Origin of the sequence: Hafnia sp. CBA7124 (assembly GCF_002355555.1) — a bacterium.
Classification (GTDB): Bacteria; Pseudomonadota; Gammaproteobacteria; order Enterobacterales; family Enterobacteriaceae; genus Hafnia; species Hafnia alvei.
On record NZ_AP017469.1, the window covers coordinates 891,453 to 914,440 of the forward strand.

Annotated in this window: 20 protein-coding genes; 17 read left to right on the top strand and 3 right to left on the bottom strand. The window is 50.0% G+C overall.

Features of this window, described 5'->3' with window-relative positions; translation table 11 throughout:
- Window positions 1–108 precede the first annotated feature (108 nt).
- The 3 genes from CPY98_RS04175 (at window position 109) to CPY98_RS04185 (ending at window position 5,744) form a co-directional block, all read left to right on the top strand.
- Window positions 109–3,378 carry a DUF5107 domain-containing protein gene (locus CPY98_RS04175; RefSeq protein ID WP_096386458.1) on the top strand — a complete coding sequence of 1,090 codons (3,270 nt, stop codon included), beginning with the start codon at window positions 109–111 and terminating at the stop codon, window positions 3,376–3,378.
- An 81-nt stretch (window positions 3,379–3,459) separates the two neighbouring features.
- Window positions 3,460–4,890, top strand: a complete 1,431-nt coding sequence (locus CPY98_RS04180) for a sugar porter family MFS transporter (protein WP_043491204.1) — start codon at window positions 3,460–3,462, stop codon at window positions 4,888–4,890.
- A complete protein-coding gene (locus CPY98_RS04185) occupies window positions 4,887–5,744 on the top strand; it encodes an aldose 1-epimerase (protein ID WP_231899432.1) in 858 nt (285 codons plus the stop codon). Before CPY98_RS04180 ends, CPY98_RS04185 begins: the two co-directional genes overlap by 4 nt.
- Window positions 5,745–6,299: 555 nt before the next feature.
- On the opposite strand, the gene hmpA is transcribed toward CPY98_RS04185, so the two are convergent.
- Window positions 6,300–7,490, bottom strand: a complete 1,191-nt coding sequence (hmpA, locus tag CPY98_RS04190; protein WP_025800409.1) for an NO-inducible flavohemoprotein — start codon at window positions 7,488–7,490, stop codon at window positions 6,300–6,302.
- 370 nt (window positions 7,491–7,860) lie between these two features.
- On the opposite strand from hmpA, the gene glyA reads away from it, so the two are divergent.
- Window positions 7,861–9,114, top strand: a complete 1,254-nt coding sequence (gene glyA, locus CPY98_RS04195; protein ID WP_043491206.1) for a serine hydroxymethyltransferase — start codon at window positions 7,861–7,863, stop codon at window positions 9,112–9,114.
- A 61-nt stretch (window positions 9,115–9,175) separates the two neighbouring features.
- On the opposite strand, the gene CPY98_RS04200 is transcribed toward glyA, so the two are convergent.
- Entirely contained in the window at window positions 9,176–10,186 is a 1,011-nt protein-coding gene (locus CPY98_RS04200; protein ID WP_043491209.1) for a PRD domain-containing protein, read from the bottom strand.
- A 179-nt stretch (window positions 10,187–10,365) separates the two neighbouring features.
- Here CPY98_RS04200 and CPY98_RS04205 point away from each other — a divergent pair, with 179 nt between their 5' ends.
- Together CPY98_RS04205 and CPY98_RS04210 are read left to right on the top strand one after the other, a co-directional pair.
- Window positions 10,366–11,031 (top strand): DUF1007 family protein, encoded by a 666-nt coding sequence (locus tag CPY98_RS04205; RefSeq protein WP_043491214.1) that lies wholly within the window; start codon window positions 10,366–10,368, stop codon window positions 11,029–11,031.
- The gene (locus CPY98_RS04210) at window positions 11,022–12,044 is read left to right on the top strand and encodes a nickel/cobalt transporter (protein ID WP_096386460.1); all 1,023 of its coding nucleotides are present in this window, start codon (window positions 11,022–11,024) and stop codon (window positions 12,042–12,044) included. Before CPY98_RS04205 ends, CPY98_RS04210 begins: the two co-directional genes overlap by 10 nt.
- Window positions 12,045–12,643: 599 nt before the next feature.
- Here the strand turns inward: CPY98_RS04210 and suhB are convergent.
- Window positions 12,644–13,447: an inositol-1-monophosphatase gene (gene suhB, locus CPY98_RS04215; RefSeq protein ID WP_025800414.1), complete on the bottom strand. Its 804-nt coding sequence runs from the start codon at window positions 13,445–13,447 to the stop codon at window positions 12,644–12,646.
- A gap of 251 nt (window positions 13,448–13,698) precedes the next feature.
- On the opposite strand from suhB, the gene trmJ reads away from it, so the two are divergent.
- The 11 genes from trmJ (at window position 13,699) to sseB (ending at window position 22,969) form a co-directional block, all read left to right on the top strand.
- The gene (gene trmJ, locus CPY98_RS04220; protein ID WP_025800415.1) at window positions 13,699–14,430 is read left to right on the top strand and encodes a tRNA (cytosine(32)/uridine(32)-2'-O)-methyltransferase TrmJ; all 732 of its coding nucleotides are present in this window, start codon (window positions 13,699–13,701) and stop codon (window positions 14,428–14,430) included.
- A 232-nt stretch (window positions 14,431–14,662) separates the two neighbouring features.
- Window positions 14,663–15,160 (top strand): Fe-S cluster assembly transcriptional regulator IscR, encoded by a 498-nt coding sequence (gene iscR / locus CPY98_RS04225; protein ID WP_004847474.1) that lies wholly within the window; start codon window positions 14,663–14,665, stop codon window positions 15,158–15,160.
- Window positions 15,161–15,231: 71 nt separating this feature from the next.
- A complete protein-coding gene (locus tag CPY98_RS04230; RefSeq protein ID WP_025800416.1) occupies window positions 15,232–16,446 on the top strand; it encodes an IscS subfamily cysteine desulfurase in 1,215 nt (404 codons plus the stop codon).
- A 30-nt stretch (window positions 16,447–16,476) separates the two neighbouring features.
- The gene (iscU, locus tag CPY98_RS04235; protein ID WP_025800417.1) at window positions 16,477–16,863 is read left to right on the top strand and encodes a Fe-S cluster assembly scaffold IscU; all 387 of its coding nucleotides are present in this window, start codon (window positions 16,477–16,479) and stop codon (window positions 16,861–16,863) included.
- Window positions 16,864–16,963: 100 nt separating this feature from the next.
- Window positions 16,964–17,287 (top strand): iron-sulfur cluster assembly protein IscA, encoded by a 324-nt coding sequence (iscA, locus tag CPY98_RS04240; RefSeq protein ID WP_025800418.1) that lies wholly within the window; start codon window positions 16,964–16,966, stop codon window positions 17,285–17,287.
- Window positions 17,288–17,482: 195 nt separating this feature from the next.
- Window positions 17,483–18,001: a co-chaperone HscB gene (gene hscB, locus CPY98_RS04245; RefSeq protein WP_040047046.1), complete on the top strand. Its 519-nt coding sequence runs from the start codon at window positions 17,483–17,485 to the stop codon at window positions 17,999–18,001.
- Between the two features lie 80 nt (window positions 18,002–18,081).
- A complete protein-coding gene (hscA, locus tag CPY98_RS04250; RefSeq protein ID WP_096386463.1) occupies window positions 18,082–19,932 on the top strand; it encodes a Fe-S protein assembly chaperone HscA in 1,851 nt (616 codons plus the stop codon).
- Between the two features lie 2 nt (window positions 19,933–19,934).
- On the top strand, window positions 19,935–20,270 hold the full coding sequence (gene fdx, locus CPY98_RS04255) for an ISC system 2Fe-2S type ferredoxin (protein WP_025800421.1): 336 nt from the start codon (window positions 19,935–19,937) through the stop codon (window positions 20,268–20,270).
- A gap of 33 nt (window positions 20,271–20,303) precedes the next feature.
- Window positions 20,304–20,504, top strand: coding sequence for a Fe-S cluster assembly protein IscX (iscX, locus tag CPY98_RS04260; RefSeq protein WP_025800422.1), 201 nt, complete (start codon window positions 20,304–20,306; stop codon window positions 20,502–20,504).
- A 180-nt stretch (window positions 20,505–20,684) separates the two neighbouring features.
- On the top strand, window positions 20,685–21,983 hold the full coding sequence (pepB, locus tag CPY98_RS04265; RefSeq protein WP_025800423.1) for an aminopeptidase PepB: 1,299 nt from the start codon (window positions 20,685–20,687) through the stop codon (window positions 21,981–21,983).
- Between the two features lie 149 nt (window positions 21,984–22,132).
- On the top strand, window positions 22,133–22,969 hold the full coding sequence (gene sseB, locus CPY98_RS04270) for an enhanced serine sensitivity protein SseB (RefSeq protein ID WP_025800424.1): 837 nt from the start codon (window positions 22,133–22,135) through the stop codon (window positions 22,967–22,969).
- Window positions 22,970–22,988: the final 19 nt, after the last annotated feature.

The window sequence follows — 22,988 nt, forward strand, 5'->3', positions numbered from 1 at the left end:
ACTCCGTTAACTGTATTGCGTGAGCGTTGCTCACAACGGAAAAGAATCGCTCACATACACTGCAAACATACATCAGTTCACTGTCATTTTTTTACTGGAGATGCGGAAATGTACGGCGATGTCAAAGTTTGGCAAGAAAGAGTGACCTTACCGACCTATCGCACCGGAGCGGAAGATCCCAACCCGATGTTTTTAGAAAAGCGGGTTTACCAAGGATCGTCTGGCGCGGTTTATCCCTATGGCGTCATCGATACGTTAACCGGTGAGTGTGAAGATCGCGAATATCAGGCCGTATGGCTAGAAAACGATTTTATTCGCGTCATGTTGCTGCCCGAGCTGGGAGGGCGAATTCATCGTGCCTACGACAAAGTGATGCAACGTGATTTTGTCTACTACAACGAAGTGATTAAGCCCGCGCTGGTGGGATTGGTTGGGCCGTGGATCTCCGGCGGAATTGAATTTAACTGGCCGCAGCACCACCGCCCAACGACGTTTATGCCGGTGGATGTGACGATTAGCCAGCAGGATGACGGCAGCAAAACGGTTTGGCTGGGGGAAGTTGAGCCGATGCGCGGTTTGCAGGTCATGACCGGTTTTACGCTGTATCCACAAAAAGCGTTGATCGAAATTAAGGGCAAAGTTTTCAACGGCAACGCTACGCCGCGTCATTTCCTGTGGTGGGCCAATCCCGCGGTGAAAGGCGGCGACGATCATCAAAGCGTGTTCCCGCCCGATGTCACGGCGGTATATGATCACGGCAAGCGTGATGTTTCGGCTTTCCCTATTGCCACCGGCACCTACTACAAAGTGGATTACTCCGCTGGCGTTGATATTTCCCGCTACAAGAATATTCCCGTGCCAACGTCATATATGGCGGATAAGTCAGATTATGATTTTGTTGGCGCATACCATCATGGCGAGCAAGGCGGCCTGCTGCATATTGCCGATCACCACGTTTCTCCAGGCAAAAAACAGTGGACGTGGGGCAACTGTGATTTTGGGCTTGCGTGGGATCGCAACTTAACCGATCACAACGGCCCTTACATTGAGCTGATGACGGGCGTATTCACCGATAACCAGCCGGACTTCACCTGGCTTGCGCCTTACGAAGAGAAGGTGTTTGTGCAGAACTTTTTGCCATACAGCCAGCTCGGAACCCTACAGAATGCCAACACGCAGGCCGCGATTAAGCTAGAACGTACTAACGGAGCATTACAGCTTGGGCTATACGCCATTGCTCCGCTGAATGAGGTGTCGCTGGTGGTGAAAGGCGAAGGCGAAGAAATTTTCCGCCAGCCGATTTCTCTTCAACCGGCGCAAGCATGGCTGCACGCGTTGCCCGATCGTTCGCCACAGCGTTTAACGCTTTCGCTGGTGGATCGCGATGGCCGCGAAATTATCAGCTATCTCGAGCACATTCCTGCAGAAACCCCGCTGCCTCAAGCGGCGACCGCACCGCAAAAACCAGAGCAAATCACCAATACCGACGAGCTCTATTTTATCGGCCAACACCTTGAGCAATATCTCCACGCCAGCCGTTCTGCCTTTGATTATTACCGCCGTGCATTGGATATCGATCCTCTCGATTATCGCTGCAACGTTGCGCTGGCAACGCTGGAGTTTAACCGTGCTGATTTTGAGCAAGCGGCAAGCTATGCCAATACCGCTCTGCAACGCGCGCAGCGCTGGAATAAAAATCCGCAGTGCGGTCAAGCAAGCATGCTGCTGGGTTCTGCTCGTGAAAAACTAGGACAAGAAACCGAAGCCTATGATGACTATTTCAAAGCCACGTGGAGTGGAAATTGCCGTGATGCGGCGTTTTATGCTCTGGCACGCTTAGCGTTACGCAAAGGCGACGCGGAACAAGCCCTGACGTTTATCAATCAGAGCCTGAACTTCAACGCTGCAAACAATTTAGCCATGGGGCTGAAAGCGCTGGTTTTACAGCAGTTGGGAGAGCGCCAACAGGCGCTGGAATATGTCGCTTCCCAGCTGGCTCACTATCCGCTGAGCTATGTCCTGCTTTATGCGCAGTCTGTTTTAAACGGTGACGCGAGTGCATTGACTCAGGTTGCGGGAGCGCGAGGAGTGAACGCCTGCGTATTAGCAGGATGGTTGATGGGATTAGGCCGAGAAAAAGAGGCCTTAGTGCTCCTAAAGCTTCTGAACAATCAAGAATCGCTCCCGCTGCTGTATCGTGCGGCATTAACTCAGGACGCAAGCGAGCGAAGCCACTGTTTGCAGCTAGCGCGTGAAAACTTTGCGCTTAAAGTCCGCTTCCCTAACACCTTAGATGATATTGCGGTTCTGCAACGCCTCCCTCAATACGGGTTTGCTCAATATCTACTGGGCTGTTTCTTCTACAGCAAGCGTAGCTATGCCCGCGCCGAATCTTGTTGGCTGTTTGCGTTACGGCAGCTACCAGATTTTGCTGCGCTACACCGCGTGCTGGGGATTTATGCGTTTAACAAGCAGGGCAATTTGGATCAAGCCGCAGAGTATTTCCAGCGCGCGCTGGACCTTGAGCCTGAAAATCCACGTTTGCTGTTTGAATTCAGCTATCTGCAAAAACTAACGGCGGTTCCAACCGCACAGCGCCTGAAATTGTTGGACGATCGCCGTGATGTGGCGCTTAAACGCGACGATCTCACCGCCGAACTGCTCAGCCTCTATCACATTCATCACAAAGTAGATGCGGCCGCTGAAATTCTGTGGCGTCGACAATTCCACCCATGGGAAGGCGGTGAAGGCAAAGTCACGGGGCAATTTTTGATTAACCATCAGCGCCGTGCGCTGGCTTTGATGCAGGAGCGTCATTACGCCGAAGCCTATGACGTGCTACGTCAGTCGCTCAGCTATCCCTCCAATCTCGGTGAGGGGCGTTTGGTCGGACAAAGTGACAATGATATTTGGTTCTTAATGGCTATCTGCGCCGAGAAAATGGGCGAAAAAGAGCAGTCTCAATCTGCGTTACAACACGCACTTCAGGGCGGTTCTGCGCTGAGTGCCGGGCGCTACTACAACGATCAGCCGGTTGATTATCTGTTTTACCAAGCGATGGCAGCCGCGCGTTTAGGTGAAAGAGAGCAGGCTCAGCAGCAGTTCCAATCCATGATCGATTGGGCCAAGCAGCATAGGCATGATTTATCTGAACCTGATTTCTTTGCTGTTTCTCTGCCCGATCTGATTGTGCTGGATGCATCGGCGCAGGAGCAGCATAGCCAACACTGCTTGTGGGTTGAAGCATTGGGGCATTTAGGGCTGGGCGATGAAGTGAGCTTTATACACCTCACCGATGAGTTGTTAAAACGTAATCCTGCTCATGATAAAGCGCATTTGTTACGTCTAGCAGTACAACACGGCATTTTTAATCACTAAGCCACAACGGGCCACGGTTGTGGCCCACATTTTCATGACTGCGTAAGCCTCTATCCTACAAGGTTAAAATAAGGTGAAAAAATGAAAAACACGCAGAACCATCTCAATATGTCTTACGTCTGGATGATATGTCTGGTCGCTGCCTGTGGCGGATTACTTTTTGGCTATGACTGGGTAGTGATTGGCGGTGCCAAACCCTTCTATGAAGCCTATTTTGGGATCACCGATCCGGCTCAGTCAGGATGGGCGATGAGCTCCGCATTGGCGGGCTGTGTTTTTGGTGCCCTGATTTCTGGCTGGTGCGCCGATCGTTTTGGTCGCAAGCTGCCGCTGATCATATCAGCCATTCTATTCTCTGCCTCTGCGTGGGGAACGGCGGTAGCAACGCACTTTGACTGGTTCGTGTTTTACCGCATCGTTGGCGGCGTTGGCATTGGTCTTGCTTCAGCGCTGAGCCCAATGTATATCGCTGAGGTAAGTCCGGCTGAAAAACGGGGAAAATTTGTAGCCATTAACCAGCTGACCATCGTTATTGGCGTTTTGGCCGCTCAGTTGGTTAACCTGATGATCGCTGAACCCGTTGCCAGCTCGGCAACCATGCAGGACATCGTGCAAAGCTGGAATGGACAAGTTGGCTGGCGCTGGATGTTTGGCGCTGAGTTGCTTCCGGCGGTGCTGTTTTTACTCCTGATGTTCTTAGTACCCGATTCCCCGCGCTGGTTGGCGAAAGCAGGTAAACAAGACAAAGCGGAGCGCATGCTGCGACGTATTGGTAGTGCAGAATATGCGCGAGAAACGATGGCGGATATTCGTGCAACGCTCGGTGAAAATACGCAAAAAGTGGCGGCAAGTGAACTCCTGAATCCACGCGTCAGGCCCATTATCGTGATTGGGATCGTACTGGCGGTTTTCCAGCAATGGTGTGGGATCAACGTGATCTTTAACTATGCGCAGGAGATCTTTGCGTCGGCCGGTTTTGATATCAACAGCACGCTTAAATCGATAGTGGCGACGGGGCTGATTAACCTGATCTTCACCATCATCGCTTTACCGCTGGTGGATAAGCTGGGGCGTCGCAAATTAATGCTGCTGGGAGCGGCTGGCCTAACCATTATTTACGTGCTGATTGCCGGTGCCTATGCGCTGGGCATTATGGGGTTACCGGTTTTGTTGCTGGTGCTTGCCGCGATTGCGATTTACGCCCTGACCCTTGCACCGGTCACGTGGGTATTGCTGTCTGAAATCTTCCCTAACCGCGTGCGTGGTATGGCGATGTCAGTCGGGACTCTAGCGCTGTGGATTGCCTGTTTCTTACTGACTTACACTTTCCCGCTGTTAAATGCGAATTTAGGGGCATCGGGAAGCTTCCTACTTTACGGCATTATCTGTGCGCTCGGGTTTGTGTTTGTATTACGCAGCGTGCCTGAAACCAAAGGCGTTACCCTTGAAGCGCTAGAACATCAACTGGCGGGCAGCACCAAACCCGTTGAACCCAGCGTGAAACAAGCATGATGGATATTTATACCCTCTCAAACCCGCGGTTTCGGCTGCGGGTGACTCCACAGTCAGCGGCAATCTTAAGTTTTGACGACGTGGGGAGTGGTGCGGCCATTCTACGCCCTTATCAGCAGGATGCGGGATGGCATCCGGGCGAAAGCGCGTTGTTTCCCATGTTACCTTTGGCAAACCGAGTGCGGGATAATCGCTTTTGCTTAGCCGGACGTGAAATTTGGCTGCCAGACAGCGCCTTGGATAACCAATTCTTTTTACACGGAGATGGCTGGCTACAGCGCTGGCAGCTGCAAGATTTGAGCTGCACACATATATCCCTCGGGCTGCGTGTGCAGCATAGCTGTGGTTTTGATTATTCGGCGAGTTTGGTTTATCGGCTCACGGACGAGGGACTTAGCGCGCATCTCACGTTACGTCACTGTGGCGCAGAACCCATGCTGTATGGGGTAGGTTTTCATCCTTTTTTTGTGAAAACCCCGCGGACACAAATTCAGTTTTTCTCTTCCGGCTATTGGCCGGAGGGCGAACTGCATTTGCCTTTAGCATGGCAGGGCAATGTGCCAGCGGCGCTGGATTTCACCCGCACTAAAGTGCCGGATAATGCGTGGATGAATCACGGCTATTCGGGATGGAACGGTGTGGCACATTTAGCGACGCCGAATCAGCCGACGATATCGTTACGCAGCTCTGCGTCCTACCTGATGCTGTTTCAAATGCCTGATGAACCGTTTATCTGCCTTGAACCGCAAAGCCATCCTGTCGATGCCCACAATATGGATGGACAACCGGGGCTGGTGTTGTTGGGAAAAGGGGAGATGACGGAGATGGGGATGAGGGTGGAGGTGAAAGACTGATCGGTTACTGCTTTCTTTTTTATGTCAGAGCAGTGAAGGTTTTCGTCCGCCCGTTAGCAAATAGCTCTCTATGAAACCACTGGCGTAGGCGTCCGACGAGAGGTTGCCAGCGCGCAACCTCTCGACTCTCGCGCTTTTTACCGAGCCGTTTGGCCGACCGGTTTCGGAGCGTACATCCTGTACGCCCTCAACCTGCCACCAGCATCCCTGCTGGCGGCTCTAAAATGCATTCTTTCAACTTGAAAAGACAAAAGACAAAAGACAAAAGACTAAAGACAAAAGACATTTTTATTTTTTTAATTGTTTAAGTCTTGGCAGTTAGAGCAGTGGAAACAGGAAGTTTCCACTAGGGGAGGAGGCGCCATGGATGGCGCATGCCGACCCGGCGCGGAGATGGCATTGCGGATAAAAGAGCGCGGGTTAAGGGTGGGCGCTCTGGCCCACCCTTATCGGACGCCTTCGACTTAGTTTGTATGTGAATACCGGTGCTGATAGGCGGTCGAAACCTTACACCGTGATCACATAATCACATCATTACTCGATGATGCAAAAAACTCACACCACCTTATGTGGCCCAAAACACTCATAGTGCATACGGTCGGCATCGACGCCTAATGCTTGTAGCTGCTTGGCGACATGCTGCATAAATCCAACTGGGCCACAGAAGTAGTAGTGCATTTCTGGGTTATTCAATTTATCAGCGAGCGGGGTGATATCCATCAATCCCTGATAGTTGAAATCGATATCAATGCGATCGTCAGCGCTGGTTTCTTGCAGCCAAACGTGGCTTTGAGCCTGAGGCATTGCGGAGATAATAGTATTCACTTCATCAGCAAAGGCACGAACCTTGCTGTTTTCTGCTGCGTGTAGCCACTGAATCTCGCCCTGATGGCCGCGAGCCTGTAAGGTGCGCAGCATGCCGAGCATTGGCGTTTGGCCGACGCCGCCAGAAATCAATGCAACAGGCGTGTTTTCTTTTACTTCTAAGAAGAAATCACCGTGCGGAGGCGCGATTTGGATCACGTCGCCTTCTTGCGCGATATCATGCATAAAATTCGAGACTTGCCCCTGACCTTCACGTTTCACGGCAATACGATAGTATTCGCCGTTTGGCTCATTGGTCAGAGAATATTGACGAATTTCCTGATGCGGCAGGCTTGGGTGGCGAATATAAACAGCCAAATATTGACCCGGCTGGAAATCGGCTACGCGGCTGCCATCTTCAGGCACCAAAATGAAGCTGGTGATTAAGTCGCTTTGCTTCTCTTTCTTGAGGATTTTGAAAGGTCGAAGTTCACGCCAGCCGCCCTCAGTGGTTTCACTTTGCTGGTAAATCTGGGATTCACGCTGGATAAAGACATCGGCCAAAACCCCATAGGCTTTGCCCCACGCCTCTATAACTTCGTCACCCGGATTAAACATTTCTTCTAGAGTTTTCAGCAGGTGATGACCGACGATCTGATATTGTTCTGGCTTAATATTAAAGCTGGCGTGCTTCTGGGCAATGCGTTCAACGGCGGGCAGCAGCGCGGCTAGATTTTCAATATTAGTGGCGTAAGCACAAATCGCGTTAAACAGCGCTTCACGCTGATCGCCATTGCGCTGGTTACTCATATTAAAAATCTCTTTTAGCTCGGGATTGTGCTCAAACATCCGATCGTAAAAGTGCGCAGTGAGCTTTGGCCCCGTAGCCGCTAATAGTGGAATAGTGGATTTAACGGTGGCGATGGTTTGGCTATCCAACATAAAAATGTCCTCGTTGTTGCAGGTGTTTTAATTGATGTATTTTAAATGCAACTTACAGATTTTTCTTTGAGCTGTAAATCCCTATTTTTGTTGTGCTGATGTTATTTACATAGCGCTTTTATCGCTTTTGTTTCACCAAGGTGAAATTGTTGCATATCACATTTGAAGAAAACTCCTGCTGGCATACGTCTCCATGTGCAGTATTAAAGCCTTATGCAGCGCCAAGCCAAACGTTTGCGTAAAAACATGGTCTAGGGTCTATCGTAACAAGGTGAAAACATATTACACTGTGGGCAGTCGCCTTACGGGGTGTGTTTTTATTGAACAATAGCGAATAGACAATTCAGGTTAGCTGAGTCAGGAGAAGCGGATGTTAAAGCGTGAAATGAACATTGCCGATTACGATGCCGAGCTGTGGCAGGCAATGGAGCAGGAAGTCGTGCGTCAGGAAGAGCACATTGAGCTTATCGCATCAGAAAACTATACCAGCCCGCGTGTTATGCAGGCTCAGGGCTCTCAGCTGACCAACAAATATGCTGAAGGTTACCCAGGCAAGCGTTACTACGGCGGTTGCGAATACGTTGATGTTGTTGAACAGCTGGCCATCGATCGTGCAAAAGAGCTATTTGGCGCTGATTATGCCAACGTACAGCCGCACTCCGGTTCTCAGGCAAACTTTGCCGTATACACTGCGCTGTTACAGCCAGGTGATACCGTGCTGGGTATGAACTTAGCGCACGGCGGCCATTTAACTCACGGTTCTCCGGTTAACTTCTCCGGCAAACTGTACAACATCGTTCCTTACGGTATCGATGAAAGCGGTCATATCGACTATAACGACTTGGCCGCCCAAGCTGAAAAGCACCAGCCGAAAATGATCATCGGTGGTTTCTCTGCTTACTCTGGCGTGGTTGACTGGGCGAAAATGCGCGAAATTGCTGACCGCATCGGCGCTTATCTGTTTGTTGATATGGCTCACGTGGCTGGTTTAGTGGCTGCGGGTGTTTATCCAAACCCTGTTCCTCATGCGCATGTTGTGACGACCACGACGCACAAAACCTTGGCTGGCCCGCGTGGCGGCCTGATTTTGGCCAACGGTGGCAGCGAAGAGATGTATAAAAAGCTGAACTCAGCGGTATTCCCTGGCGCACAGGGTGGCCCTCTGATGCACGTGATTGCGGGTAAAGCCGTTGCTCTGAAAGAAGCGATGGAACCCGAGTTTAAGGCTTACCAACAGCTGGTTGCTAAAAACGCCAAAGCGATGGTCGAAGTATTCTTGAACCGTGGCTACAAAGTGGTTTCCGGCGGTACTGAAAACCACCTGTTCCTGCTGGATCTGGTTGATAAAAATATCACCGGTAAAGATGCTGACGCCGCGTTGGGCCGTGCAAATATCACCGTGAACAAAAACAGCGTGCCTAACGATCCGAAGAGCCCGTTTGTGACTTCAGGTGTTCGTGTGGGTACTCCGGCTATTACCCGCCGTGGCTTTAAAGAAGCTGACGCGCGTGAACTGGCTGGCTGGATGTGTGACGTGTTGGATAACATCAACGACGAAGCCACCATCGAACGTACTAAACAAAAAGTATTGGATATTTGCGCACGCCTGCCGGTTTACGCATAATCTTTTTGCTTGATGTAAAAAGCCCGCTTTGAAAGCGGGCTTTTTTGTCTCTGATAACCGTCTATTTGTCTGCCAGTACGCCTTCCTGTATCAACCATGCACCAAAACTCACGGCGATTAGGCACAGCTCTTCAGGTGGAAAATGAATATGGTACTCGAGTTCAATATGATGAACGGCCTGTTGAGTCATATTCATCAAACCGGGATAAAGCAGTTCGATTTCATCCAATAGCAGATTACTGATTTTTAGGCCAAATAAGCATCGTTCAATCGCGGGCCCCATATGGGCAAACAGCTGAGTACAAAGCTGTTCTCGATGGCTAAATGTCACGTGGGTGGCATTTTCTATTTGCTGAATAGCAAACTCGATCTCATCCATCAAACGCCGATCTTCTGGGTAAATCTGGGGTAAATAGCGGTAGGTTTTAAGCTGCGTTAATAACAGCGTGGTAAATTCTGATTCAAGCTCCAGCGCCGGATCAGGCAATTGCCCATAGGCGGCATGGCATAGATTTTTCGCCACACCGTATTCTTCTTTGGCTTGCAGCCAGCGTTTTAGATGTGCTGGAAAGACAGGGAGCGGTGTCGTTTGTCTTTGGTAATGACTGTAGTGTAAAAAAGACTGAATAAGATCGCGATGTTGGTCGCTAAAAATACGCTGCAAAGTGGCTTCGGCCTGCGTAAGCACATCGATGATTTGCTGCGAAAAATGCGCTGTAGTAATACCCGCCGGGCTTTCATTGATGCGGGGCACAAAAATAGTTTCAATACTGTTGGGAACAAGCCGCTGAGAGCGCCTTAACCAATGCAGCAAACAAAGTCGCTGATCGTAAGCCGAGCCTTGTAGCCGATAGCCTTGTTTAGGATGGAAGATCACACGCAGTGCATGAAAACGCATGATTTCCTGCGCCACGCTGTGAATATCTAATTCGGCTTGTGCGGGCAAAACGCGATTAATCCGGCCAATGGTGGCCAGATGCAGCGGGGTTGTCGGTGTGAAAAGCAATAGCACAAGATTACAGTGCCTTTGCTGTGCTGAGAGCTCAGGCACCAGAGGTGTGTCTAAACTCATATTCATATCTCTTTAGTTTCGGTCAGTGAATGAACATGTTTTGTTGGCTAAGAATAGCAAAGTTGTGCAAAGGCGCCGTGCTGGTGTGCCATGTTTTTGTATTTTTGTGATACAGAAATGAATGAATTTGATTACCCGCCGCGTTTTGCGGCTGTTGCTAAGGATTAAACAGGACGTTTATGTTGCATTTTGAGATTAAAAAACAGCGATTTCTACGCTGGTCTGGTTGGTTAATCACGATCATCGGGCTCATTTTTTCTCGCTCGGGGTTTGCACACCCGCACAGTTTTATTGAAATGAAAAATGCGTTTGTGGTGAACAATAACCAACTGATCGGAATGAACATGACGTGGACGATGGATCCGCTTACATCGGCTGACTTGCTTTACGATGCGGGCAATGCGGCGAACGGGTCGGAAATCTGGAAACAGCTAGCTGCAGAAGTGATGGCAAACGTAATTGGTCAGCACTACTTTACTGAATTCTACCATGATGGCAAAAAGGTCAAATTCCTCGATCGTCCTCGTGAATATCATCTCAGCCGCGATGGTAATAACGCTATTTTGTCATTTGAAATGTTGCTGGCAAAACCACAGCCTTTGAACGCCGATTTTTCCGTGCTGACTTACGATCCCACTTATTACGTTGATATGACCTATGCCGATGCGGCTTCCATCACTCTGCCTGTCGATGTTCAGGCAAGGTGTAAATTAGCATTGATAACGCCTAAACCAGATACGTCGTTGCAAGCCTATGCGCAGAATCTTGATAAAGCAGATGCTCCTGACGAAGACATGGAGCTAGGGAAGCAGTTTGCGCAGCGCGTGGAGATCACATGTCATTGATCATGCCGACAACCCGCAAAAAACCGACACGATGGCGCTACGTGCCTTTGGCTATAGCAGCACTGCTGCTGATTTCAGGGGTAACGTATGGTGCTGTTCACTGGAACGAATGGCTTTTTGTCGCGATCGAATGGCAAAAATCATTGCATCAATCGATGTCCCAGCTTCTGCAGGAGGTTGGGAATAATTCCAAACAGGCTGGTTTAACCCTAGTTGCGCTAAGTTTTGCCTATGGCGTCCTGCATGCTCTGGGGCCGGGGCATGGCAAAGTCGTGATAACGACTTATTTAGCCACTAACCCATCTCGATTACGCAGCAGCGTACGCCTGACATTAGCCGCTTCGTTGCTACAAGGTCTGGTCGCGATAGCTCTTGTTTCGGGAGTGTTAGGTGTTTTACAACTTTCGACGCGCTATCTGCATCAAAGTAGTTTCTGGCTAGAGAAAGCCAGCTATCTGCTGGTTGTGGTCTTAGGTGCGGTTCTCTGTTGGCGTGCTTTGAGGAAGGTCTTGGCGCTTAGGCGCCGGACGTCTTCGACTCCCTTGCAGATTTCAGCGATTAAACCGTTGAATCAGAAAACTCATCAAGAGCACCGGCACTCGGCTAACTGTGGTTGTGGGCATAAACATGTGGCGAGTGATGGCGAGATTGCGGCGGCGACGACCTGGAAAACGCAGTTTGCAGTTGTTGCCGCGATGGGAATGCGACCATGCTCAGGGGCTATCTTGGTGCTGTTATTTTCCAAAGTGATCGGCGTTTACAGTTGGGGCATTTTAGCGGCGATGGCGATGGCGGCGGGGACGGCATTAACGATCAGCGGAATTGCGCTTTTGGTTCATATAGCGCGACAGATTGTTGTTCGCTGGTCGGTTGAACGAGGTCGTAGCTTTAGCCCATATTGGGGATTAGTGCTGATGTTTATCGGCGGTGCGTTGCTTATTGTTATTGGTTTGCTGATGTATCAAAGCGCAATTCCAGTAGGGATGGGCAGTGGTAGAATTTTTGGTCGTTAAAGCATCATGATAAAAACAAAAAAACCGTCTTTAAGACGGTTTTTTTGTGCCAGTTAGGTTAGCGGCCTTTCTGGCGAAGTCTCATTATCGAGGTAATGTACGGTAGTAAAATTACCGAGATAAACAAGCGCATCACAGTGGTTTATTTTTAACCTATCCTGCGCTGGAAGTCAAAGAGACTATGGAGCCTAGTGGGCGTTTTTAATGTAAATGTTTTTTGTTGTTTTGATAAAAACGTCATGTTTAATAAACGATTAATTACGGAGTATGATTCCTAACGGCCCTTTTCGCTGCCTTGCAAGCAGGCGCCGGATCGAAGGAAAGGAAATCCGCTGATCGTTAATACAAGCGCATCACAGTGCTTGTTTTCACGGCAGGATCTCCGGTGGTGTTGCTGTGACGCGGTCTTTGCATGGATCGCACAATGAAACGGTACGTTTGTATCCTGCTTATTGTTTCTGGCTCGTTACTATCGCAGGGAAAGGGGAGTTGGAGTATTTCCAATAATTCCGTCTCGGTGATGGTTAACCTGTCTGGCAAGTCGCTAAAATGAAAAAACCGCCCGAAAGGGCGGTTTTTTTACTCAACGAGCGGAAGTCTTAACGCTTCAACGCTTCGCTCAGTTCGTCACGGACATTGGCCAGAATGGCTTTCACTACGCGAGGGTTACCCGCGATGATGTTGCCAGAGCTCAGGTAGTTGTGGCCGCCAACAAAGTCGGTTACCAGACCGCCCGCTTCACGAACCAGCAATTCGCCACCGGCAAAATCCCAAGGCTTCAGGCCGATCTCAAAGAAACCGTCAACGCGACCAGCGGCAACATAGGCCAGATCAAGCGCTGCAGAGCCGGTGCGACGGAAGTCTGCACACTGGGTAAACAGCTTGCCAAGGATCGCAATATAAGCAGGTGCGTGTTGTTTAACTTTGAACGGGAAGCCGGTCGCCAGAATGGTGCCGTCTAAATCTTTAGCGGTTGTGCCGCGCAGACGATAGCCGTTCAGCTGTGCACCCTGACCGCGGGTTGCAGTGAACAGTTCGTTACGCATTGGGTCATAGACCACAGCAACTTCTGTACGGCCTTTGATGCGTACAGCGATAGATACCGCGAAGTGTGGAAGACGTTTGATGAAGTTTGCAGTGCCATCCAGTGGATCAACTACCCATTGAATGTCGTGATCTTCACCGACCAATTCACCGCGTTCTTCGCTGATAATCGTGTGCTTAGGGTAAGACTTACGGATAGTCTCAATGATCAGGTGTTCAGCGTCACGGTCAACGTTGGTCACGAAATCGTTGCTGCCTTTCTGTGTAGTTTCAACAGCGTCAGGAGTTTCGTAATTTTTGGCAATCAGGTTACCAGCCTTACGCGCAGCGCGTATGGCGATATTCAGCATCGGATGCATGGGTATCTTCCACGGGATGTTAAAGAACAGGAAACGGCGCGCAGTATAGCAGGCTGCGAATTAAACAGCCACGCCTGATTTCAATTCGTTTCTTCTTTATATTTGGCAGAACTATCGCGATGGGGCGTTTTGCTAGGCCAACGAAAAGCCAATAATGAGAATTCTATCAGAAACGGATTAAATCAATAGAAACGATCAATAGACGCTTTATGTTAAGATATCGCGATTATCCAAACCAAATCAGAGTTAGCATGCTGGACAACATTCGTATTGTGCTGGTGGAGACTTCCCATACCGGAAACATGGGTTCGACTGCACGAGCTATGAAAACCATGGGGTTAACCAACCTCTATCTCGTTAATCCACTGGTCAAGCCAGATTCTCAGGCTATTGCCTTATCTGCGGGTGCCAGCGATGTGATTGGTAATGCCACTATCGTAGATACTTTCGATGAAGCAATTGCCGGTTGTAGCTTGGTGGTTGGAACGAGCGCCCGTTCGCGTTCACTGCCGTGGCCAATGCTAGAGCCACGTGAATGTGGCCAGCGCAGCGCGATGGAATCTGAACATGCGCCAGTCGCGATTGTGTTTGGTCGTGAGCGCGTGGGCTTGACCAATGATGAGCTGCAAAAGTGTCATTATCATGTCGCCATCCCAGCTAACCCAGAATATAGCTCTCTGAATTTAGCCATGGCGGTGCAGATCATCGCGTATGAAATTCGCGTAGCACATCTGGATCGTATTGCCGCTCACCAGCCGGTAGCCGAAGAAGAGCCATATCCGTTGGTGGACGATCTCGAACGTTTCTACGCTCATCTAGAAGAAACGTTGCATGCGACAGGCTTCATTCGCCCAACGCATCCTGGAAATATCATGAGCCGTTTGCGTCGATTGTTTACGCGTGCGCGTCCTGAAGCGCAAGAATTGAACATTTTGCGCGGTATTTTGGCTTCAATTGAGAAGCAAGAGCACGGAAAGCACTAATTCATGACTGCTTTCGTCGGAATATCATAGTAAAATACACAGGTATTTCGATGAGTAAGATGCTGATAGTAAACAGGGATTGTTGTTCCAGTGGTAACGTTTTTTTAACAAGATGTAATAGTTGAGTGAATTACTAGGTTAAATAGTTGACTGTTTTACTCAGGAATGAGAAAATTAACACGTTCGATAAGTAAGCGTGTTTCATCTTTTTTCTTAAAGGTTACTATTTGCCATGAGACTGACATCCAAAGGCCGTTACGCTGTTACAGCTATGCTTGATGTAGCATTGCACTCCCAGGAAGGGCCAGTTCCACTGGCAGATATTTCCGAACGTCAGGGCATCTCGCTCTCTTATTTGGAACAATTATTTTCACGTCTGCGCAAAAATGGATTAGTTTCCAGCGTGCGTGGGCCAGGCGGTGGTTATTTGCTGGGTAAAGATGCAGCCGAAATCGCCGTAGGTACCGTGATCACTGCCGTTGATGAATCTGTTGATGCAACGCGCTGTCAGGGTAAAGAAGGTTGTCAGGGTGGAACCCGTTGTTTGACGCACACGCTATGGCGTGACCTGAGTGAGCGTATCAGCGGTTTTCTGAATAACATCACTCTGGCTGAATTGGTGAATAACCAAGAAGTGCTGGATGTTGCCGATCGCCAGAATTCCGATACGCGTCGTGGTGCTAATACTAACGGTCGTCAGGACACGATTAACGTGAATCTGCGCGCATAAGCAGCTGCGACGACGAGTCATAACACTTTCTTTAAATGTACTAATTTGGAAGTGATGTACGGAGCAAGAGAATGAAATTACCGATTTATCTAGACTATTCAGCCACTACGCCAGCCGATCCGCGCGTAGCTGAGAAGATGATGCAGTTTTTAACCTTGGACGGTACTTTCGGTAACCCGGCTTCGCGTTCCCACCGTTTCGGGTGGCAGGCGGAAGAAGCGGTAGATATCGCACGTAACAACATTGCTGAACTGGTCGGTGCCGATCCGCGTGAGATCGTCTTTACCTCCGGTGCAACCGAATCTGACAACCTGGCGATTAAGGGCGCTGCCAATTTCTATCAGAAAAAAGGCAAGCACATTATCACCAGCAAAACCGAACACAAAGCTGTGCTGGACACCTGCCGTCAGTTAGAACGTGAAGGCTTTGAAGTGACCTATCTGGCACCGCAGCGTAACGGTATTATCGATCTTAAAGAGCTGGAAGCCGCCATGCGTGAAGATACCATCGTGGTTTCTATCATGCATGTGAACAATGAAATCGGCGTGATTCAGGACATCGAAGCTATCGGTGAACTGTGCCGTAGCCGTGGCATCATCTTCCACGTTGATGCGACGCAAAGCGTTGGCAAACTTCCGATCGATTTGAGCAAATTGAAAGTCGATTTGATGTCCTTCTCCGCCCACAAAATTTATGGTCCGAAAGGGATTGGTGCGCTATACGTTCGCCGCAAACCGCGCATTCGTATCGAAGCACAGATGCACGGCGGTGGTCATGAACGTGGTATGCGTTCAGGCACGTTGCCTGTTCATCAGATCGTCGGTATGGGTGAAGCTTACCGTATCGCTAAAGAAGAAATGGCTACCGAAGTTCCACGTCTGCGCGCGCTGCGTGACCGTCTGTGGGATGGCCTGAAAGATCTTGAAGAAGTGTACCTGAACGGCTCTTTAGAGCACGGTGCACCGAATATCCTGAACGTAAGCTTTAATTACGTCGAAGGCGAATCGCTGATTATGGCTCTGAAAGATCTGGCCGTGTCTTCTGGTTCTGCCTGTACTTCTGCGAGTTTGGAGCCGTCATACGTGCTGCGTGCTTTGGGAATGAACGATGAGTTAGCACACAGCTCAATTCGTTTCTCATTGGGTCGCTTTACCACGGAAGAAGAGATCGACTACGCCATTGCTCTGGTTCGTAAGTCTATTGGCCGTCTGCGTGACCTGTCTCCGCTGTGGGATATGTTCAAGCAGGGCGTAGACATCAGCACCATTGAGTGGGCTGCTCATTAATCTCAGGATTCAAATTTAAGGAGTAACGTTATGGCTTACAGCGACAAAGTTATTGATCATTATGAAAACCCGCGCAACGTCGGTTCCTTCGACAACGAAGACCCGAGCATTGGTAGCGGTATGGTCGGCGCACCAGCGTGTGGCGACGTGATGAAGTTGCAGATTAAAGTCAACAATGAGGGTATCATTGAAGACGCCCGCTTTAAGACTTATGGCTGTGGTTCAGCGATCGCATCAAGTTCACTGGTTACCGAATGGGTAAAAGGCAAATCTTTGGATCAGGCTCAGGCTATCAAGAATACTGATATCGCTGAAGAACTGGCGCTGCCTCCGGTGAAGATTCACTGTTCGATTCTGGCTGAAGATGCCATTAAAGCGGCGATTGCTGATTATAAAACCAAGCATTCCGCTAAGTAATCTGTAGACGTTTTTCAGTGGGTTTCAGGACTGGCGATTTAAGATTGAATCGCCAGTAGCCGTTATCAGAGAAACGCTTAATAAGAATTGAGGTTGTTGTATGTCTATTAGCATGAGCGACGCTGCCGCACAGCGCGTACAGACATTTTTGGCTAACCGCGGTAAAGGGTATGGCTTACGTCTGGGAGTGAGAACTTCTGGCTGTTCGGGAATGGCGTATGTACTGGAATTTGTTGATGCACCTAACGAAGATGATGTGGTGTTTGAAGACAAAGGCGTAAGAGTGATCGTTGATGGTAAAAGCTTGGCGTATCTTGACGGTACTCAGCTGGACTTCGTGAAAGAAGGCTTGAACGAAGGCTTCAAATTCAACAACCCAAACATGACTAGCGAGTGCGGCTGCGGCGAAAGCTTTAACGTCTGATTGGCTGGGCTGCTGACGTATCGCAACGTTTTGTATATCCGCCATAATACGAGCCGCATGTGTGTTGGCTACGTTTGTTTATCCTAGCCAATTTCTAGGGTTCCACAAACTTGCCGTCTTCCTGCAACTCGAATTATTTAGGGTATATGAGGTATTTTGGGATACCTCATCCACAGACTAACATCAGAGCACGGCATGGATTACTTCACATTATTCGGGCTGCCGGTTCGCTACCCAGTGGACGGCAGCCTTCTTGCTTCACGCTATCAGGAATTGCAGCGCCAATTCCATCCCGATCGCTATGCGTCTAAACCTGAACGCGAGCGCATGCAGGCTATTCAACAAGCTGCCACCATCAATGATGCCTACCAAACGTTAAAACATCCCCTTAAGCGCGCAGAGTATATGCTGTTGTTACAAGGGTTTGACTTAGGCAATGAACAGCACACTATGCGCGATACGTCGTTCCTGATGGAGCAACTTGAACTGCGTGAAGAGCTGGATGGTATTGCGCGGCATGCCGATCCCGAAGAGGCGCTGATGGCCTTTTCTGCGCGGATCGCTAAAATGACCAAAACGCGCAGTGCGCAAATGCTTTCCGAGCTGGATCAACAGCAGTGGGAATCAGCCGCAGACACCGTGCGTAAGCTACGTTTTCTCGACAAGCTACAGCAGCAAGTGGAACAACTCGAAGAAAAACTGCTGGGCCTATAACCGATTTTTGATTGCGTTGATTCAATGGCTGTTTTCACACAGAAATTGTTCTAACAAATCTTGTTTAACGGAAGCTCAAGATGGCTTTATTGCAAATTAGTGAGCCGGGGCTGAGTGCTGCTCCGCATCAACGCCGTTTAGCGGCGGGTATCGATTTAGGTACTACCAATTCATTGGTGGCGACCGTGCGCAGCGGCCAAGCAGAAACTCTGGCCGATGCGCAGGGCCGTCATTTGCTGCCTTCTGTCGTTCATTATCTGAAAGATGACATTGTGGTTGGCTACGATGCTCGCCAGCAGGCAGCGCAAGATCCGGTTAATACCATCAGTTCCGCTAAACGTCTTATGGGACGCTCTTTGACAGATGTTCAGGCACGCTATCCGCATATGCCGTATCAGTTTGAAGCGAGCGACAATGGTTTGCCGATGATGATCACTGCAGGGGGCTCGGTTAACCCTATCCAAGTCTCTGCCGAGATCTTAAAAGCGTTGGCCGAGCGCGCCAAAGTGACCTTGGAAGGCGAGCTTGATGGCGTGGTCATCACCGTTCCAGCCTATTTTGATGATGCTCAGCGTCAGGGAACCAAAGATGCTGCGCGTTTAGCCGGTCTACACGTGTTGCGTTTGCTCAATGAACCCACGGCGGCAGCGATTGCCTATGGCCTAGACTCCGGCCAAGAAGGCGTTATTGCAGTCTACGATTTGGGCGGCGGCACCTTCGATATTTCTATCTTGCGCCTAAGCCGTGGCGTATTTGAAGTGCTGGCAACCGGCGGCGATTCCGCGCTGGGCGGCGATGATTTCGATCACCTGTTAGCCGATTTCCTACGCGAACAATCTGGCTATGCCGATCGCAGCGATGCGCGTATTCAGCGCCAGTTCCTTGATGTGGCGGTGGAAGCCAAGATCGCACTCAGCGATGCTGAAAAAGTCGACGTTGAAGTTGCGGGTTGGAAAGGCTGTGTTACCCGTGAACAGTTTGATGAACTGATTGGCACGTTGGTAAAACGTACTTTGCTGTCATGCCGTCGCGCGCTGAAAGATGCAGGCGTTACCGCGGATGAAGTGATTGAAGTGGTTATGGTTGGCGGTTCAACGCGCGTTCCGTTGGTTCGTGAGCTGGTCGGGGAGTTCTTTGGCCGTACGCCGTTGACCTCTATCGACCCCGATCGCGTAGTAGCGATTGGCGCAGCTATTCAGGCCGATATTCTGGTGGGTAATAAGCCCGACTCAGAAATGTTGCTGTTAGATGTGATCCCACTGTCGCTTGGTTTAGAAACCATGGGCGGTTTGGTTGAGAAGGTAATCCCGCGTAATACCACCATTCCAGTGGCGCGTGCGCAAGAATTCACCACTTTCAAAGATGGCCAAAATGCCATGATGATCCACGTTGTACAGGGCGAGCGTGAGTTGGTGCAAGACAACCGCTCTCTCGCGCGTTTCACACTGCGTGGCATTCCGGCAATGCCTGCGGGTGGCGCACATATCCGTGTGACATTCCAAGTTGATGCCGATGGTCTGCTGAGCGTTACCGCGATGGAGAAATCCACCGGCGTTCAGTCGTCGATTCAGGTCAAGCCTTCTTATGGTTTGAGCGATGACGAAATCATCACCATGATTAAAGACTCCATGGCTAATGCCAGTGGGGATATCAGCGCGCGCATGCTGGCAGAACAAAAAGTTGAAGCGGCACGCGTGCTTGAGAGCCTGACCGGTGCCTTGGCAGAAGATTCTGCGCTGCTAAGTGAGTCAGAGCTGAGCAACATTAAACAGGCCGTAACTGCACTAGAGCAGGCCGCTGCGGGTGATGTTGCCGGAGATATTGAAGCTGCGATTAAAGTGCTTGATGCACAAACGCAAGAATTTGCTGCGCGCCGGATGGATGCATCTGTTCGCCGAGCGCTGGCTGGTCATTCTGTGGATGAGGTTTAAAAATGCCAAAAATCGTATTTCTTCCTAATCAGGAGCACTGCCCTGAAGGCGCAGTTCTTGAAGCTCAGGAAGGCGAAACGATTCTCGACGTTGCTCTACGTAACGGAATCGAAATTGAACATGCCTGCGAAAAATCTTGCGCATGCACAACCTGCCACTGCATCGTTCGCGAAGGTTTTGACTCGCTGGATGAAAGCAGTGAGCTGGAAGACGACATGCTGGATAAGGCGTGGGGCTTAGAGCCGGAAAGCCGTCTGAGCTGTCAGGCAAAAGTGGCGGATCAGGATCTGGTTGTCGAGATCCCGCGTTATACCGTTAACCACGCTCGCGAGCATTAAAAATAGGCGATAACGCTTGTTTGGGAGAATATTATGGGTCTGAAGTGGCAAGACAGCCGCGAGATTGGCGAAGCGCTGTATGATGCGTTTCCGGATATCGATCCTAAAACCGTGCGCTTCACCGATATGCACCAATGGATTTGCGATTTAGAAGATTTCGACGATGACCCTACAAAATCGAACGAAAAAATTCTGGAAGCTATCCTGCTAGTCTGGTTAGATGAAGCAGAGTAAAAATTAAAGGGCTGCCTGTAAAGGCGGCCCTTTTACTACAGTCTAGATATTGATAGAACACGCTAATCGCAAATCAATTTCACTGAAAAACTAACGATTAATAAAGATACCCGCGTTTACTTGACCAGCGACTTAGCGATGTGTTGCTGCAAATACGCTGGGTATATCAGGAGAAGATTTATGTCGACCGAATTTATGCCCGTAAGCCTATCCCATCAGCCAGCCGATGCACGCTGGGGCGAAAAAGCGCTGCTGAGTTCCGGCAGCGAAGGGATGGTTATTCATCTGAACGGTAATGGTGAACTTGTTGCCGTTCAGCGCGCTGCGCGCAAGCTTGATGGACAAGGTATCAAACAGGTTCATCTCGCGGGTGAAGGTTGGGACTTGGAAAAATGCTGGGCTTTTTGGCAGGGTTATCGTGGGCCAAAAGGATCGCGTCAAGTACAGTGGCCCGATCTGAGCGAATCCGATCGCGCTGAATTAGATCGTCGCTTGAAGATCGTCGACTGGGTGCGTGATACGATCAATGCGCCAGCCGAAGAAGTGGGGCCATCTCAGTTGGCACAGCGCGCGGTTGATCTGATGTGCAGCGTTGCCTGTGACAATGTGAGCTACCGTATCACTAAAGGTGAAGATCTGCGCGAGCAAGGCTACATGGGGTTGCACACGGTGGGTCGCGGCTCGGAGCGTTCTCCTGTGCTGCTGGCTCTGGATTATAACCCAACAGGAAATCCTGACGCCCCTGTTCTAGCCTGCTTGGTGGGCAAAGGCATCACCTTTGACTCCGGCGGTTACAGCATGAAGCAAAGTGCCTTCATGGACTCCATGAAATCAGACATGGGTGGTGCGGCTACGGTCACCGGAGCGTTGGCGCTGGCGGTTTCTCGTGGTTTGAATCAGCGCGTAAAACTTTATCTTTGCTGCGCGGATAATTTAGTTAGCGGCAATGCGTTCAAATTGGGTGATATCATTACCTATCGCAACGGTAAAACCGTTGAGATTATGAATACCGACGCGGAAGGGCGTTTAGTTTTGGCTGACGGCCTGATTGATGCTTCCGAGCAAAATGCGGCGATGATCATTGACTGTGCAACGTTGACCGGCGCGGCTAAAACGGCGCTAGGCAACGATTACCATGCCCTGTTTAGCTTTGATGACGCGTTGGCTGCCGACATGCTGCAAAGCGCTGAGCAAGAGAATGAAGCTTTCTGGCGCTTGCCGCTGGCTGAATTCCACCGCAGCCAACTGCCATCCAACTTTGCGGAGCTCAATAACGTTGCTGGTGCGGCATATGGCGCAGGCGCAAGCACCGCTGCGGCGTTCTTGTCTTATTTCGTTAAAGAATACCGTCAAGGCTGGCTGCATATTGACTGCTCGGCTACCTATCGCAAAAGCGCCGTCGATCAGTGGGCTGCGGGCGCAACCGGTTTAGGCGTGCGTGCGCTGGCTAATTTACTGCTGGAAAAAGCGAAAGCGTAATTATGAACGACTGACCCCCACCCAGCCTCCCCCTTCTCAGGGGGAGGGGCCGTCCGAGCACAAATTTATATTGTGCATCAATTCTGTTCCCTCCCCTGCGAAGGGGAGGGCTAGGGTGGGGTCATTACATATCGATTTTGGAGCACCCGATGAGTTCTCATCACCACGATCACCACCATGACACCCCAGAAGAGCAGCTCGAAAAAAGCTTGGAAAAGGCGGTAAAAGATCCCGCTTACCGCACTCTGTTTTACCGCACGCTGCTGGATTCTACCGTTTATATTTTGGCTGAAAGCGGCGTTCAGGATAAAGGCGAGCTTATCATTGCGCCTAACGGTGAGCTGAATGTACAGCATTGGGAAATGCAAGACGGACTCTCGACGATCCCGTTTTTCTCATCGTTGAAGATGTTGCAGCAGGCAGTAGAAGACGAAGAACAGCCGTTTATGGCGTTACCGGTTCGCGATCTGTTTGCGATGACCAAAGGCGCTCAGCTGTTTTTGAATCCAAAATGTGAATATGGCAAAGCTTTCTACGCGCAGGAAGTGGCGATGCTGCTGCAAACGGGCGGTATGGCACAGCCGATGGAGCAAGTGGTTGATGGCGGAAGTAAAATTTTGCTTGGCCAGCCTGAAGAATATCCGTCTGCTATGGTAGATGCGTTAACCACGCTATTTACCCAACGTAAGATTGTACGTAATGCCTATTTAGCGATATTTCAGGATCAGGCGATTGATGAAAAACCTAATTTATTGATTGGGTTAGAAATTGATGGCACTGATGAAGAGATCGACTTGCTCATTCAGGAAACCGGCAGCTTGGCGAGTGAAACCGCACCAGAAGATGAGCCGGTAGATCTTTGCCTCGTCACCGATGAAAAAGGGGATGCGGTAAGTCATTATTTGAAAACGCATACCCAGCCGTTTTATCAGCGACGCTGGGGCAGTTGGCTACGCAACAGCATTCCTTCCAGCGGAACAGCCTAATCATCCAATAATGTTGAGA